The organism is [Zimmermannella] bifida NBRC 103089, from assembly GCF_001570925.1.
In the GTDB taxonomy this organism is placed as follows: Bacteria; Actinomycetota; Actinomycetes; order Actinomycetales; family Microbacteriaceae; genus Gulosibacter; species Gulosibacter bifidus.
Genome location: NZ_BCSP01000002.1, coordinates 1 through 15045, shown reverse-complemented (window position 1 = coordinate 15045; position 15045 = coordinate 1). Strand labels below are relative to the sequence as shown.

Here is a 15045-nt window from a genome sequence, read left to right as displayed (position 1 = left end):
CGCCGGGCATGACGGTTGCGTTCCGGTTGCGTTCCCTGCCCCGTGGCACGGCGCCTGCGTTCCAGCGAGACGTACGCCCACCACGCCATTACGCTCGCCCACTACACTGCTACTACACTCGGCACATGCCTTCCGTGCGCTTGTTCGAACACACAGCCCAGTCCGAAATGGAATCTCCACAGGAGTTGGTGCAGCGGCTTCGCGCAAACAGCGATGCGTTCGGATGGATTGACCTGACGGTCGAAGAGGTAACACTCCTGCACGAACTCGCGGAGTTGCTCGATCTGCACGAGCTCGCCGTTGAAGACGCGCTGAGCGAATACGAGCGCCCGAAGCTCGGCCGGTTCACCAGCCACCAGGTGTTGACGCTGTCGGCGTCGACGCTCGACGAATCCACTCATCACGTGTCGTTACAGCGATTCACCGGTTTCGTTTTCCCGCAATTGCTGGTGTCAGTGCGCGAGCCCGACTTCCCCATAGACGATGTTGCTGAGCTCATCACCGCCAATCTCGAATTGTCCGATTCCGGCGTTGCATTCCTGCTGTGGGCAGTACTCGACACCGTGGTTGATGACCACGCAGAAACCCTCGAGCTCATCGACGACGCGACCGAAGACCTCTCGGTGGTCCTCTTTGCCGCCGATCGCAACACGGTCGATGTACAACACCGTGCCTATACGCTGCGTCGTTCACTCGCGGTGCTGCAGCACGCAACCTTCCCGCTGCGCGACGTCGTCAACGCGATCCTGCGACGCGCACCAGGCCTGCGGGTAAATGGCCTCGAGCCGTACTTTTCCGATGTCTACGACCACATCGTCAACACCAGCGACTGGGCCGACTCAGTGCGCGAACATCTCTCATCGGTGCTCGACACCAACCTCGCGCTCCAGAGCAATCAAATGAACGAGACCATGAAGCAGGTCACCTCCTGGGCCGCGATCATCGCGGTACCGACGGCAATCACGGGGTATTTCGGGCAGAACCTCGACTTCCCCGGGTTCGGTTCGGTCGAAACCTGGTGGGTATCGAACGCGATCATCGTCGCCATGGGCGGCGTGCTCTACGCCATCTTCAAGCGCAACAAGTGGCTCTAACCCCGCGGCCGAACAACGTTCTGAACCGGCGCCGGTCAACATGAAACGGGCACCCAACCTTTTGGCTGAGTGCCCGTTTTCGTATGGATGCGATCAGTCACGCTGACCGCAACACGGTGCGTTAGCGTGCGGCCGAGCCCTCGGTGTAGTCCTCGTCCTGTGGACGCCATGCGAAGAGCTTGCGCAGTTCGCGACCGGTGGTCTCGATCGGGTGCGACTCGCCGGCTTCGCGCAGCTTCTTGAACTCCGGAGCACCTGCATCCTGGTCGTCGATGAAGCGCTTGGCGAAGGCACCGGTCTGGATGTCCTCGAGTACGGCCTTCATGTTCTGCTTGACGCTGTCGTCGATAACGCGCGGTCCCGAAACGTAGTCGCCGAACTCAGCGGTGTCCGAGATGCTCCAGCGCTGCTTCGAGATGCCGCCCTCCCAGATGAGGTCAACGATGAGCTTGAGCTCGTGCAGCACCTCGAAGTAGGCGATCTCGGGCTGGTAGCCGGCCTCAACGAGGGTCTCGAAACCAGCCTGGATCAGGCGCGAGGTACCACCGCAGAGCACAGCCTGCTCACCGAAGAGGTCGGTTTCGGTCTCTTCGGTGAAGGTGGTCTTGATACCACCGGCACGCAGTGCGCCCATGGCCTTGGCGTAGCTCCAGGTGGTGTCCCAAGCCGAGCCCGATGCGTCAACCTCAACGGCCCCGATCACTGGCACGCCGCGGCCAGCTTCGTACTCACGACGAACCGTGTGGCCAGGGCCCTTCGGCGCAATCATGATGACGTCGACGCCCTCAGGAGCGGTGATGTAGCCAAAGCGAATGTTGAAACCGTGCGCGAAAGCAAGGGTCTTGCCCGGGGCAAGGTTTGGCTCGATCTCGTTCTTGTAGATCGTGCGCTGCACCTGGTCTGGGGCGAGGATCATGATGAGGTCGGCCCATGCCGCGGCGTCGGCGTTGCTCATGACCTTGAAGCCAGCCTCTTCGGCCTTGGCAATCGACTTCGAGCCTTCGCGAAGCGCGATAACTACCTCAACGCCCGAATCACGAAGGTTCATTGCGTGGGCGTGACCCTGCGAGCCGTAGCCCACAACAGCAACCTTCTTGCCTTGGATGATCGAGAGGTCGGCGTCCTTGTCGTAAATGATCTCAGCCATGCGTGAGGTTCTCCTTGTTTCTTGTGGTCTAACTGCGTTGGTCTGCTACTGGCGCGCGCTACGAGCGCTGCACACGCTCGGTGATGGAACGGGGTCCGCGGCCAATCGAAATCAGTCCCGATTGCACGAGTTCGCGGATTCCATATGGTTCAAGCATCTTCAATAGCGCCTGAACTTTACCCGTGTCACCGGTGGTCTCGATGACGAGCGAGTCCTGGTCAACATCAACCACGCGCGCGCGGAAAAGGTTGACGGCTTCGATGACCTGCGAACGCGTCTGGTTGTCGACGCGAACCTTGACGAGCACATGCTCGCGCTCAACCCGGTTGCCGGGTTCGAGCTCAACGATCTTGATGACGTTTACCAGCTTGTTCAGCTGCTTCGTGACCTGTTCGAGCGGGAAATCGTCCACGCTCACCACGACCGTCATGCGCGACAGTCCGGGGACTTCGCTCACACCCACTGCGAGCGAGTCAATGTTGAAGCCACGACGAGCGAACAGGCCCGCGACTCGGGTCAGCAGACCCGGTTTGTCTTCGACCAGCAGCGAAAGGATGTGTTGTGACATGGTCTACTCCCCCTCGTATGCCGGGCTGGCGTCACGTGCGTATTGGATAAAGCTGTTGGAGACTCCCTGCGGCACCATCGGCCACACCATCGAGTCGGCCGAGACGACAAAATCAATCACGACCGGACGATCATTAATCGCGCGCGCCTGCTGAATGGCCGCATCCACGTCTTCGGCGCGGGTCACGCGAATACCGACGGCGCCGTAGGCTTCGGCGAGCTTGACGAAGTCCGGGATGCGGCGGGATTCGTGGCCGGTGTCCAGGTGCGTGTGCGAGTAGCGGCCGTCGTAGAACAGCGTCTGCCACTGGCGCACCATGCCGAGCGACGAGTTGTTGATGATGGCGACCTTGATCGGAATCTCCGAGATCATGCAGGTCGCGAGCTCCTGGTTGGTCATCTGGAAGCAACCGTCGCCGTCGATCGCCCAGACTTCGCGATCTGGGCAAGCGACCTTGGCACCCATGGCTGCCGGAATCGAGTAGCCCATCGTGCCCGCACCACCCGAGGTGAGGAACGAGTTTGGCTGGTTCAGCGGCAAGAACTGCGCCGACCACATCTGGTGTTGACCAACGCCGGTCGCATACACCGCGTCGTCCGATGCGAGTTCACCGATGCGTTCGATCACATACTGCGGTGAGAGCAGACCGTCGGTGGTTGGGGCGTATCCGCGCGGGAACTCCTCGAGCAGACCGTTCAGGTGCTGCCACCATTCCTGCAGATCAGGCTTCGGTTGGTCTGCCGCACGAATCGCATCCACGATGTCACCGAGGATGATCTTCGCGTCACCAACGATCGGCACATCTGCAAAGCGAATCTTCGAGATCTCAGCCGGGTCAATGTCAATGTGCACGACGCGGGCATCCGGGGCGAACAGCTCCGCCTTACCGGTCACGCGGTCGTCAAATCGAGCACCAACGGTAAACAACAGGTCGGCTTCCTGCAGCGCGAGCACCGCCGGCACGGTGCCGTGCATACCGGGCATGCCGAGCATCTGCGGGTGCGTGTCCGGGAACACGCCGCGACCCATCAGCGTCGTAACCACCGGCGCACCGGTCAGTTCAGCAAGCAGGCGAAGTTCAGCGGATGCACCGGCTCGACCGACACCGCCACCCGCGTAGATGACGGGTCGCTTCGCGTTCTTCAGTTCGTTGCAAGCCGCAAGAATCTGCTTACCGTGCGCTTTGGTGATCGGACGGTAGCCGGGCAGGTCCATCTGTACCGGCCAGTGGAAATCAAACTCGTCCTGTTGCGCGTCCTTGGTGATGTCCACGAGCACCGGGCCGGGGCGTCCCGACGAAGCGAGGTGGTAAGCGCTCACCAGGGCCTTTGGAATGTCTTCGGCACGCTTCACCAAGAACGAGTGCTTGGTCACCGGCATCGTGATACCAACGATGTCAGCTTCCTGGAACGCATCCGTTCCCATCAGCGTCGAAAACACCTGACCAGTAATCGCGAGCAGTGGCACCGAGTCCATGTACGCATCCGCAATTGCCGTAACGAGGTTGGTTGCACCGGGACCAGAGGTCGCGATACACACACCAACCTTGCCACTGGCCGCGGCATAGCCTTCGGCTGCGTGACCGGCGCCCTGTTCGTGGCGGACGAGGATGTGATTGAGCTCGGTAGCGTCAAGAATTGCGTCGTACGCGGGCAGGATTGCGCCGCCAGGCAGGCCGAATACGTCGGTCACTCCCAGCAGCTCCAGGGTGCGCACGACCGAAGCGGCTCCAGTGAGACGCTCAGGGGCAGCTGCAGTAGTCATCGGATGCTTTCCCATTTCGTAGGACACTCTTCGTTCGTAACGGGTCGATATCAAGGTGGCATACCGCAACCGAACCCGTAACAGGTACGGGGTGCTCGCGGGTACGCCAGATCACCGGACTAACCGGTGATGGCACCTTCGGATGCGGAGCGCACGAGCTTCGCGTACTTCGACAGTACGCCGCGCGTGTACCGCGGAGGGAGCGGCTCCCAGCCTTCACGTCGGGCTGCGAGTTCGGCGTCATCGACAAGTAGGTCGATCGAACGGGCCGCAATATCAACTCGAATACGATCACCGTCGCGCACGAAAGCGATGGGTCCAGCATCTACGGCTTCGGGCGCAACGTGGCCGATGCACAGGCCAGTTGTGCCGCCTGAGAATCGACCGTCGGTCAGCAATAGTACATCCTTGCCGAGACCGGCGCCCTTGATCGCACCCGTGATCGCGAGCATCTCGCGCATACCGGGGCCGCCCTTCGGGCCTTCGTAACGGATCACGACGACATCTCCGTGGCTAATCTTGCCCTCGGTCAGCGCATCCATTGCCTCGCGTTCGCGCTCGAATACGCGAGCGGGGCCTTCAAATACGTCGAGGTCGAATCCGGCCGACTTCACGACGGCACCCTCGGGCGCCAGCGAGCCGTGCAGAATCGAAATACCACCGGTTTCGTGGATGGGGTTGTCAAGCGTGTGCATGACCTCGCCGTCGAGCGGCATTGGCTGCAGTTCTTCGAGGTTCTCGGCAACGGTCTTGCCGGTGCAGGTCATGGCACCGCCGTGGATCAGCCCGGCGTCGAGCAGCGCCTTCATGACGACCGGAATACCGCCAACGCTGTCGAGATCGTTCATGACGTACTTACCGAACGGCTTCATGTCGGCCAGGTGCGGTACGCGGTCGGCGATGCGGTTGAAGTCGTCGAGGGTGAGGTCAACCTGGGCTTCGCGTGCGATCGCGAGCAGGTGCAGCACGGCGTTCGTCGAACCGCCCATGCACATGACCACAGCGATCGCGTTTTCGAACGCTTCCTTGGTGAGGATGTCGCGGGTCGTGATGCCCTTGCGGAGCATGTTGACGACCGCCTCGCCCGACTTGTGTGCGAAGTAGTCGCGGCGGCGGTCGGCGGATGCGGGTGCTGCGGATCCGGGGATCGACATACCGAGCGCTTCGGCAACCGACGCCATGGTGTTTGCGGTGTAGAACCCACCACACGCACCCTCACCCGGGCAGATTGCTTCTTCGATGCGCTTGCGGTCTTCTTCGGACATGAGCCCGGCCTTGCAGGCACCGACAGCTTCGAACGCGTCGATGACCGTGACGTTTTCCTTGACGGTGCCGTCGGTCAGACGAACGCGGCCAGGGTAGATCGAACCGGCGTAGAGGAATACGCTCGCGAGCCCGAGTCGAGCGGCAGCCATGAGCATGCCGGGGAGCGACTTATCGCACCCAGCCAGCAGCACCGAACCGTCGAGACGCTCGGCCTCCATGACCACCTCAACCGAGTCGGCGATGACCTCACGCGAAACGAGCGAGAAATGCATCCCCTCGTGGCCCATCGAGATGCCGTCAGATACCGACACGGTACCGAACTGCAGCGGGTAACCGCCGCCGGCGTGCACGCCTTCCTTGCAGGCCTGGGCCAGGCGGTTCAGGCTGAGGTTGCAGGGAGTGATCTCATTCCAGGAGCTCGCAATACCAATCTGCGGCTTGCTCCAATCGTCATCTCCCATGCCCACAGCGCGAAGCATGCCTCGCGAAGCCGTGGCTTCGAGACCGTCAGTTACCGCGCGGGATTTGGGCTTGATGTCGATGTTTTGCTCACTCATATCCATATCCTAATCAGATATTGACAAAACAACCAGCCAGCAGCTTACAAACTGTAAATACCAGGCCCGATTTTTGTGTCAAAGTGTTGGCGCATTCGGGTTAGGTTCATGCGGTTCAGGCTCGTCGGAGGCGTCGGGCAAGATCGGGCGCTGCTCACGAATCGCTGCCGCTTCTTCGGCACGCTGCGCTCGATCGACTTCGTCTTCGAGTTCATCCACAAACAACGGTACGTGCTCATAGTGACGCGAGCGATAGCCACCACGTGCGAGCACCATGCCCGCCGCGGGGGTGGTGATGAACTGAAATAGCGCCACTGGCAGCAGGAACAGCACGATGCCGACTTCGGTTTGCTGCAGCGCCATGGCAAGGAGCATCAACAACAGTCCGAGCGATTGCGGCTTTGCCTGCGAGTGCAGTCGCCCCATGAGGTCGCCAAAGCGCAACAGCCCGACACCTGCAGCAAACGATAGGAAGGCGCCGAGCAGCACCAGCGCACAACTGGTGACGTCAAGCCAGAGGGTTCCGCTCAATCCGGTCATGCCGCACCTCCAGCGTTTCCTTGCCCGTGCTCATCTTCGGTTGCCGGATTCGTATCAGTGCGCGCGCCGAGAACCGCATCGTGACCGTGCGCCGAATCATCGGGTTCCGGCCCTTGATCGCGCATCCCTTCTTCGGCCAGGGCGGCGGCCGCGCTGATCTTATCGAGCGCGCCGGTCTGCGGGTGTGTGGCCGCAGCCACCCGAGCATCGCCGCTCGTCGCCGTCCCGGGCCGCGAGCGCGATACGAAGCGAGCGACCGCCATAGTGCCGATGGATGCGGTCATCGCCAGTCCCAGCACGAGTGGCAGCGTCGTCGCATGGCCGCGAATCGTCATGTCGGCAAGCAGCGCACAAATCACGATCGTCGCGAGCGTGTCAGAACCGACAACTCGGTCCACGATGGAGGGCCCGCGCACAATGCGCACAATGGCCATCAGCGATGCCGAAGCGAACATGATTCCCGCGAGCACGAGCATCCAGAATTCAACTGTGTTCATTACAGGCTCGCCTCCCATTCGCGTTCGCGGCGCAGACGTTCGGCCTCGACTTCGTCTTCGTGTGCCAATTGACGGCTGGATGCGAGCAAGGCAGGTTGGTCGTGTTCCCGTCGCCAATGGTTGATGGCCGCAATATCGTTGCGGTTGCCGAGCGCGAGCACGACCGCATCCTCAATCCGCAGTGACTGCGCGCGAGCCTGGCGCACCTTGTCGTCGTTGTCGCCGTTGAGCACGTGCAGGTAAATAATGCTGCGCATGCGGTCGACCTCGACCACCACAGATCCGGGCACGAGCATGTTGATCTCAGCGCAAACGGTGAGCAGCCAGTCCGAGTGGGTGCGCAGGCGCACGGCAATGATGGATGCGGTCGGTGCCGGTTGCGGCCGGATCGCGATCCACGCCATCTGGAAGTTCGATTCAACGAGCCACCACAAGGTCTTGCAGAGCAAGACAAACGAATACCAAATGCTCACGCGGCCCGAGAACCGCACCGGTGGCAAGTAGAACATGCGCACCACAATGAGGGCGATGGCCGTACCGGTAATGATGGTCAGCGGTGCTGCGCTGCGCCACAGAACGCACCACAACAGCACCAGCCCGAGCACGAGCGGTAGTTGCGTGAGCAGGGCTACCGGTTCGGGTTCGGGATGCCGTGCCTCGGTTGGGCGCGCGGCTCGGCGCTCCATGCGCACGTTTCCGGGAGCTGGTGGGGTCATGGTTTGCTCCCTTCGATGTCGTCGACCCGTTCGATATACCGTTCGGGAACCGTGAGCCCCTTGGCGGAGCTGTCGGCGTAGTCAAAGAGTGGACCGGCGAACACCGTCATAGCGAGGGTAACGAGCACCATGCCCGCGGTGGCCGAGTTCATCAGCAGCGAGTTGTTGCGCTGCTCCGTCACGATGTCATCGGGGCTCTGTTCAAGTTGGTCGCTCAAGCGCTGCGTCGACTCGCCCACTTCGTCTTGGGTTCGCCAGAATCCGAGGTTCCAAACACGGATGAGGGCATATAGCGTCAGCAGGCTGGTGAGGGCACCGACACCCATTGCGACCCAGACGAGTCCGGTGGGCGCACCGAGCGCGGTACCTTCGGCGCCGGCGATGAACAGGCCGAGTTTGCCGAGGAAGCCCGAGAACGGCGGGAGCCCGCCAAGGTTCAGCATCGGAATAAAGAACAGCAATGCGACGAACGGTGCCCGTTTGAGCATCCCGCCCAGGTGGGTAAGCGTTGCGGTACCGGCGACGCGCTCGATGAGTCCGGTCACGAGAAAGAGCGTGGTCTGCACCAAAATGTGGTGGGCAATGTAATAGACGGTTGCCGACCAGCCAGCTTCGGTGCCGATGGCAATGCCGAAGATCATGTAGCCGATGTGGCTGACGAGCGTGAACGAGAGCAATCGGCGGATGCCGGCCTGGGCTACGGCACCGAGAATTCCCACGAGCATGGTGAGCATCGCCACCACGATGAGCATCGTCGAAATATCGTGTTCCATGAACAGCAGCGATTCGGTGCGCAGAATTGCGTACACACCCACTTTGGTGAGCAGGCCCGCGAACACGGCGGTGACGGGTGCGGGTGCCGAGGGGTACGAGTCGGGCAGCCAGAACGACAACGGGAAGAGCGCCGCCTTAATGCCGAAGGCGATCAGCAACATGAGGTGCAGCAACATCTGGATCGGCTCGGGCAGCTCGACCATGCGCACGGCGATCTCGGCGAAGTTCACCGTGCCGAGGGCCGCAAAGATCGCGGCAATCGCTGCCAAGAAGAGCAGCGACGACACGAGCGACACCACGATGTAGGTGACACCGGCGCGGATGCGCGAAACGGTACCGCCGAGCGTGATCAGCACGAAGCTGGCCACGAGCAGAATCTCGAAGCCGACGAAGAGGTTAAACAGGTCGCCAGCGATGAAGGCGTTGTAGACGCCCGCGGCGAGAACGAGATAGGTGGGATAGAAGATCGACACCGGTGTCTCATCATCACCGTCGGCGGCACCCTGGCCGATCGAGAAGGCCATCACCGCAATTAACACCACGCTGGTGACGGTGACCATGAGCGCGGCCAGACGATCAACAACCAGCGAAATTCCGAAGGGGGCGGCCCATCCACCGACCTGAACCGCGAGCGCTTGGTCGGTGCTGTGCACGGTAACCAGCATCGCGACCGATACGCCGAGCGCGATGACCATCGTGCCGCCGGCGAGTGCGATCTGCAGGCGCTGCCGCTTCGACGCGATCAGGGTAAATGCGGCGCCCAAGAGCGGCACCAACACGATTAGGGGCACGAGCCAGTTCATGGGCGGCCCTCCTCTCGTGCGGGTTCGTGATCGTCATCGTCGAATTCCGTGTCGCCCGAGTCGGACTCGTCAAACACTTCGTCATCGGCTTCGGGATCAACGTCGCGCAATTCGACCGATTCTTGGTCATCCTTGATGCTGTCTTCCCGAGCGATTCGCCACGAGCGATAGAGCAGCGCGAGCATGAATGCGGTCGTCGCGAAGGTAATCACAATGGCGGTCAGGATGAACGCCTGCGGCAGCGGGTCGGTGAAGGTTTCCGGGTCGGCTCCCCCGCCCATGAGCGGGGCGTCACCAACGTTGCCAGCGGTGAGGAACAGCAACAGATTGGTGGCGTTGCCGATCAGCAACGTGCCGAGAATGATGCGGGTGAAGCTGCGTTCGAGCAGCATGTAGACACCGCAGGCGTAGCAAATGATCATGCCGATGAAGCAAACGAGGTTCAGTGTCATTTCTGTTGCCCCCGTTCTCGCATGATTTGGATGCGTTGGGTCATCGGTCGGTCGCCACGGTGCTGCCAACGAATCTCAGATTCGTCAAGCACGACCGCGCTGATGTCATCGCGCCCGAGTTCTTCGTTCTCTGCCCAGCGGTCGAGCTGGCTAGCCAACGATCGCAGAATGTCGATGACCAGACCCACGACCACGAGATACACGCCCACGTCAAAGACCGTGGAGCTCACAAACACGAAATCGCCAAGGAACGGAATTTCGGTATCGATCCACGACGAGGTCAGCGGAGCCTGGCCGAAGAACATCGGTACCAGCGCACTGCCCGCAGCCAGCACCATCCCGATACCGAGCAATCGACCGGCATCAATTCGCACGGCTTCGTCGAGTTCTTGATAGCCGCCCGCAAGGTACCGCGCGGTAAGTGCGAGTCCGGCGACCACGCCGCCCGCGAAACCGCCGCCAGGTTCGTTGTGCCCGGCAAAGAGCAGGAACAGCGAAGTGATGATCATGGCATGGAAGATCAGACGCACGAGCACTTCGACCACGATCGAACGGTGCTCTGGCGCAAGCGAGTGTCCGGCAATCAGCCACATGCGTCGAGATTCATCGGCCCGGCGACGTTCGAGCATCTCCGGCGTCGGCGCCGAAGTTACCAGGCGACGCAGCAGCGTGCGGTCTTGCGAACCGACGCTCGACTGGCTCGTATGACGGCTGCGCTGCTTCAGGTAGATCAGGCTCGCGACGCCGGTCGCCGCCGCGATCAATACCGATAGCTCGCCCATGGTGTCCCAACCGCGAATATCGACCAGGGTCACGTTCACGACGTTGGTACCGTGACCGCCGTGCACCGCCATATCACTGAACGCAAGTCCGTCCGACGGGAAGATCCGGTTACCCATCGCGATAAGGACCGCACCACCAATGACGGTGGCAACGCCGATGGCAATTCCCCATCGCAGCAAACGAGGCAGGTTCGATTGACTTACCGCGTGCTTGGCCGGAAGCCGGCGCAACACGAGCACGAACACAACGAGCGACATGGTCTCGATGAGTGCCTGCGTGGTAGCGAGGTCAGGAGCGCCCGAGAATCCGAAGACGGCCGCCATGGCGTACCCCGTCACGCCGACCAAGACGACGCCCTGGAAGCGTCGCTGGGCACCGGTTGCGGCAATCGCGGCGGCGCACATGGCAATGACGCCGGCGGTCTGCGGCCAGTTCAGGCTGAGTTCGAGGTCCAACGCGCCAATGTCGATGCGCACGAATGACGCAACCATCGCCACGATCAGCACCAGGTAGATGCAGGTCAGATAGAACGGCAGCGAACCTCGCTGTGTGGCCGAGGTGACCTGCGTTGCGGTCAAGTCGACCAGGCGCAGCGTCGCCCAGTAACCACGCGCCGATTCAAATAGTGGTGGTACGAGCGATTGGATCCGCGCGACCGCGCTGCGCCCGACAAACAAGACAATGCCGAGCGCGAGCGTACCCAGCGAGATCCATAGCGCCGGTTCGAAACCGTGCCAAATTGCCAGGTGGTACGGATGCGCGGGGTCAAGTGCAGGAACGCCGTCGGCATAGTGCGCCAACACCGGGTCAACGTTGCTGGCGACAAACGGCAGCGCGACGGTAATGATCGTCAGCACGATCGGAGAAATCAGCTCGAGCGGATCACTGTGTGTTGCCGCTGTCGGTGTACGACCGGGCTTCTGTGCGAACGCGCCGTAGAGTAACCGCGCGGTGTATGCGACCGTGAGTACCGAACCGATCGCCGTGCCAATACAGGCGACCAGTGCCCAGGTGTCACCGTGTGCCATGCCCTGGATGAACGCGGTAAATACCGCTTCTTTGGCGACGAATCCCCACAGCGGCGCGATACCCGCCATGGATGCACCCGAAATGATCGCCGTGGCAGCAAGTACCGGCATGGTCCGGCCGAGGCCGCTGAGCTTACGGACATCGCGCGTACCAAACCGGTGGTCGATGGTACCGACGCAGAGGAAGAGCGCTGCTTTGAACAGTGCGTGGCCGAGCAGCATCGCCATGGCCGCGTGCACGGCATCTCGTGTGCCGAACCCAGCCACAACCATGAGGAATCCGAGTTGCGATACCGTGCCGAACGCAAGAATCAGCTTGAGGTCGAACTGCCGCAGCGACCGCCATCCGCCAACGAGCATCGTCCAGATCCCCAGGACGATGAGCGTTTCACGCACACCAGGAACCTCGGCAATTCCGGGGGCGAGACGAAGCACCAGATAAATGCCCGCTTTCACCATGGATGCGGCGTGCAGGTAGGCCGAGACCGGCGTCGGTGCTGCCATGGCACCGGGTAGCCAGAAGTGGAATGGCACGATTGCCGATTTGGTGATGGCCCCGGCGAGCACCAGCATCACCGCGGTGATCACCAGCGGCGAGTGCGGAAAATCATGCGCCACGATCTCGTGAAGCAACGGGGTTTGCGCGGTTGTCGCCAGGATCACCACGCCGATCATCATCGCCAGACCACCGAGCGTCGTGACCAGCAGCGCCTGCATGGCAGCACCGCGTGAAGGGCGACGACCGGTGTAGTGACCGATCAGCACGAACGACAGCACGCTCGTGATCTCCCAGAACACGAACAACAGGTAAATGTTGTCGGTGGTCACGAGCCCGTACATCACACCGGCAAAGCCGAGCAGTGCTGCCGCGAACCGGCCAAGGCCTGGCTCATCGTTGTCGAAGTATCGGTGGCAATAGCCGAGCACGAGAGTGCCGATACCGGTAACGATCATGGCCATGAGCCATCCGAGCGCATCGATCCGCACGTCCAGGTTCAGCCCGAGCTGCGGTACCCACGGCGCCGTTTCGGTGATCGCGCCGGTGCTGAGAATCTCGGGAAGCTGCAATGCGGTCACGACCGCTGCAGCGGCAGACACAATGGCCGCAATGGCAAAGACGCCAGTGCCGAGCTGGCGGCGAAGAAGTGGCAGCGACACGCTGGTTACTGCAAAAAGCGCGAGTAACCAGGCCACAGGCAACACCTCACACAAGTAACGACGAAAAAATCTTGATAAGTCTAACTGAATGGGATGCACCCATGCAGGCGCATTCATGCGGCCGACCACGTCAACCGGCAGGGTTCGCGGCATCTGGTCACTTCACTCCCCTAGCGTTGGTCGCGATGATCCAGATCGGCATGAGCACCACTTGTACGTTCCCCTCTTCGACCGAGGAAGCGTTTCGACTCGCGTCTCGAATCGGGTACGACGCCATCGAGATCATGGTTTCGACGGCAGACAGCACGCGCGATCCAGATACGCTGCGGCGCTACCGCGACAAGTACGACCTGCCCATCTGCTCGATCCACGCACCGGTGCTCCTGTTCACGCATTTCGTGTGGGGCACGAGCCCCGCGGCGAAACTCCGTCGTTCGGTCGAACTCGCTTCGCAGGTGGATGCGTCGACGGTCGTCGTACACCCACCGTTTCGTTGGCAGTACCGTTACGCCCGCGAGTTCACCCAGTTGGTGCGCGAGCTCGAGGAAACCACAGGTGTCACGGTGGCAGTCGAGAACATGTTCCCCTGGCACTTGGGTGGGGCCCAGCAACTGTATCTACCGGGTACGAATCCGATCGAAATGGATGTGCCCTCAATCACGCTCGACTTTTCGCACGCGGCACTCTCGCACGACAATGCCCTCGAGATGGCCAAGGATGCGGGAGCGCGGCTGAAGCACGTACACCTGTGCGATGGAGACAGCACGGCCGAGAACCCGAAGCTCATCGATGAGCATCTGCTGCCGGGGCAGGGCAGCCAACCAGTAGCCGAGACACTCGAGTTCCTGCGGACGAGTGGGTGGCAGGGTGATGTGGTCGCCGAGATCAACACTCGCGCTGCCGGTGGCGATACAGGGATGCGAGTGCACCAGTTGCAAGAAACCCTCGCGTTCGCGCGCCAACACCTCTCACCCAAACGCTCTTGACACTCCTTCTCATCACTGATTAACCTGCAATCAGCAATGGCGCTAACACAAGGAGATCATCGTGAACTTCAACAAGCGATTCATGACGGCACTCTCAACACTTACGGCAACTGACAAAGTTTGGGGGGGCGAATTCGCCGAGTTGGACGGTTATCGGTGCCTGCAGCGTTTCACTCACATCGTTAAAGAACACCGCCTTCAACACAGCCCGAATGACAATCACGGCAAGCGCATGCGTGCCCTACACGACCACCATGTGGCTACAACTCAAGGTCACCAAGGGTAACCCTGTAGAGAGTTGGGGATAATGTGGACGGAATAATTGGCTGGAATCTGACATCCGCGCTCATTGCAACAGTTGTATTCGCACTATTAATAGTCGCAGTGATGGCATATCGACGCTTCACACGCAAATACAAACCAGATCCTGATAAAAAAACTTCCTGCGCAACCCACCCGAATAGACACACGCCCTCCGAATAGACACACGCCCTATGGTTCGGCAGACCAGCCACCCATAGGACGTGTTATTACTCGATTCCGCGCTACCGATCAAAACACCTTACAGAGCATCAACAGCCTTCGCACCAGTGTGCCTTACAACCGGGGACTTCCTTCCTCGAAAGCTCAGACGATAGCGCAGCCACCAAACCAGCGATACATGAACGAAGAGCATGTGACAACAGCCACAGAACGGACGCGATCGGTCGGGAATACGACTGGAATCCGGCAGGGTGTGGTGTATCTGCGGGCACCGCGGATTCACCACACACCCAACACCAACACACAACCCCAACCACCCCGGAAACCAAAAAACGGGCCCACCCAACAAGGCAGACCCAACACAACCAACAAACCCAACCGACCAAACAATATCGGCCGGAAAACAGTAGAAGGGCCCAACCAAACAGG

At 61.0% G+C, this 15045-nt stretch carries 13 protein-coding genes; 3 read left to right on the top strand and 10 right to left on the bottom strand.

Annotated elements, in window-relative coordinates:
* The first annotated feature begins 125 nt into the window (after positions 1-125).
* Complete coding sequence (locus ZBI01S_RS02220) at positions 126-1094, top strand: magnesium transporter CorA family protein (protein ID WP_159421348.1); 969 nt, start codon at positions 126-128, stop codon at positions 1092-1094.
* A 121-nt stretch (positions 1095-1215) separates the two neighbouring features.
* Here ZBI01S_RS02220 and ilvC read toward each other — a convergent pair whose 3' ends face one another.
* From ilvC to ZBI01S_RS02170, 10 genes are all read right to left on the bottom strand, one after another.
* Positions 1216-2241: a ketol-acid reductoisomerase gene (gene ilvC, locus ZBI01S_RS02215; RefSeq protein ID WP_066055766.1), complete on the bottom strand. Its 1026-nt coding sequence runs from the start codon at positions 2239-2241 to the stop codon at positions 1216-1218.
* Positions 2242-2299: 58 nt separating this feature from the next.
* Complete coding sequence (ilvN, locus tag ZBI01S_RS02210) at positions 2300-2809, bottom strand: acetolactate synthase small subunit (protein ID WP_066055763.1); 510 nt, start codon at positions 2807-2809, stop codon at positions 2300-2302.
* Positions 2810-2812: 3 nt separating this feature from the next.
* Positions 2813-4573: an acetolactate synthase large subunit gene (locus ZBI01S_RS02205; protein ID WP_245610511.1), complete on the bottom strand. Its 1761-nt coding sequence runs from the start codon at positions 4571-4573 to the stop codon at positions 2813-2815.
* A 119-nt stretch (positions 4574-4692) separates the two neighbouring features.
* On the bottom strand, positions 4693-6396 hold the full coding sequence (ilvD, locus tag ZBI01S_RS02200) for a dihydroxy-acid dehydratase (protein ID WP_370664361.1): 1704 nt from the start codon (positions 6394-6396) through the stop codon (positions 4693-4695).
* 78 nt (positions 6397-6474) lie between these two features.
* Positions 6475-6936 (bottom strand): cation:proton antiporter, encoded by a 462-nt coding sequence (locus ZBI01S_RS02195; RefSeq protein ID WP_066055754.1) that lies wholly within the window; start codon positions 6934-6936, stop codon positions 6475-6477.
* Positions 6933-7433, bottom strand: coding sequence for an MrpF/PhaF family protein (locus ZBI01S_RS09430; protein ID WP_083524430.1), 501 nt, complete (start codon positions 7431-7433; stop codon positions 6933-6935). Before ZBI01S_RS09430 ends, ZBI01S_RS02195 begins: the two co-directional genes overlap by 4 nt.
* Complete coding sequence (locus ZBI01S_RS02185) at positions 7433-8149, bottom strand: Na+/H+ antiporter subunit E (protein WP_083524429.1); 717 nt, start codon at positions 8147-8149, stop codon at positions 7433-7435. The genes ZBI01S_RS09430 and ZBI01S_RS02185 overlap by 1 nt, the downstream gene beginning before the upstream one ends.
* The gene (locus ZBI01S_RS02180; protein WP_066055748.1) at positions 8146-9726 is read right to left on the bottom strand and encodes a Na+/H+ antiporter subunit D; all 1581 of its coding nucleotides are present in this window, start codon (positions 9724-9726) and stop codon (positions 8146-8148) included. The genes ZBI01S_RS02185 and ZBI01S_RS02180 overlap by 4 nt, the downstream gene beginning before the upstream one ends.
* Positions 9723-10178 (bottom strand): Na(+)/H(+) antiporter subunit C, encoded by a 456-nt coding sequence (locus ZBI01S_RS02175; protein ID WP_066055745.1) that lies wholly within the window; start codon positions 10176-10178, stop codon positions 9723-9725. The genes ZBI01S_RS02180 and ZBI01S_RS02175 overlap by 4 nt, the downstream gene beginning before the upstream one ends.
* Positions 10175-13183, bottom strand: a complete 3009-nt coding sequence (locus ZBI01S_RS02170; RefSeq protein WP_066055742.1) for a Na+/H+ antiporter subunit A — start codon at positions 13181-13183, stop codon at positions 10175-10177. Before ZBI01S_RS02170 ends, ZBI01S_RS02175 begins: the two co-directional genes overlap by 4 nt.
* A gap of 164 nt (positions 13184-13347) precedes the next feature.
* On the opposite strand from ZBI01S_RS02170, the gene ZBI01S_RS02165 reads away from it, so the two are divergent.
* Together ZBI01S_RS02165 and ZBI01S_RS09790 are read left to right on the top strand one after the other, a co-directional pair.
* On the top strand, positions 13348-14133 hold the full coding sequence (locus ZBI01S_RS02165; RefSeq protein WP_245610509.1) for a sugar phosphate isomerase/epimerase family protein: 786 nt from the start codon (positions 13348-13350) through the stop codon (positions 14131-14133).
* Between the two features lie 61 nt (positions 14134-14194).
* Positions 14195-14419: a hypothetical protein gene (locus ZBI01S_RS09790; protein ID WP_159421347.1), complete on the top strand. Its 225-nt coding sequence runs from the start codon at positions 14195-14197 to the stop codon at positions 14417-14419.
* The last annotated feature ends 626 nt before the right edge of the window (positions 14420-15045 follow it).

Excerpts from the sequence above, each read along its gene's own strand:
- ZBI01S_RS02220 (WP_159421348.1), top strand. The coding sequence starts at position 126 with ATGCCTTCCGTGCGCTTGTTCGAACACACAGCCCAGTCCGAAATGGAA.
- ilvC (WP_066055766.1), bottom strand. The coding sequence starts at position 2,241 with ATGGCTGAGATCATTTACGACAAGGACGCCGACCTCTCGATCATCCAA.
- ilvN (WP_066055763.1), bottom strand. The coding sequence starts at position 2,809 with ATGTCACAACACATCCTTTCGCTGCTGGTCGAAGACAAACCGGGTCTG.
- ZBI01S_RS02205 (WP_245610511.1), bottom strand. The coding sequence starts at position 4,573 with ATGACTACTGCAGCTGCCCCTGAGCGTCTCACTGGAGCCGCTTCGGTC.
- ilvD (WP_370664361.1), bottom strand. The coding sequence starts at position 6,396 with ATGAGTGAGCAAAACATCGACATCAAGCCCAAATCCCGCGCGGTAACT.
- ZBI01S_RS02195 (WP_066055754.1), bottom strand. The coding sequence starts at position 6,936 with ATGACCGGATTGAGCGGAACCCTCTGGCTTGACGTCACCAGTTGTGCG.
- ZBI01S_RS09430 (WP_083524430.1), bottom strand. The coding sequence starts at position 7,433 with ATGAACACAGTTGAATTCTGGATGCTCGTGCTCGCGGGAATCATGTTC.
- ZBI01S_RS02185 (WP_083524429.1), bottom strand. The coding sequence starts at position 8,149 with ATGACCCCACCAGCTCCCGGAAACGTGCGCATGGAGCGCCGAGCCGCG.
- ZBI01S_RS02180 (WP_066055748.1), bottom strand. The coding sequence starts at position 9,726 with ATGAACTGGCTCGTGCCCCTAATCGTGTTGGTGCCGCTCTTGGGCGCC.
- ZBI01S_RS02175 (WP_066055745.1), bottom strand. The coding sequence starts at position 10,178 with ATGACACTGAACCTCGTTTGCTTCATCGGCATGATCATTTGCTACGCC.
- ZBI01S_RS02165 (WP_245610509.1), top strand. The coding sequence starts at position 13,348 with ATGAGCACCACTTGTACGTTCCCCTCTTCGACCGAGGAAGCGTTTCGA.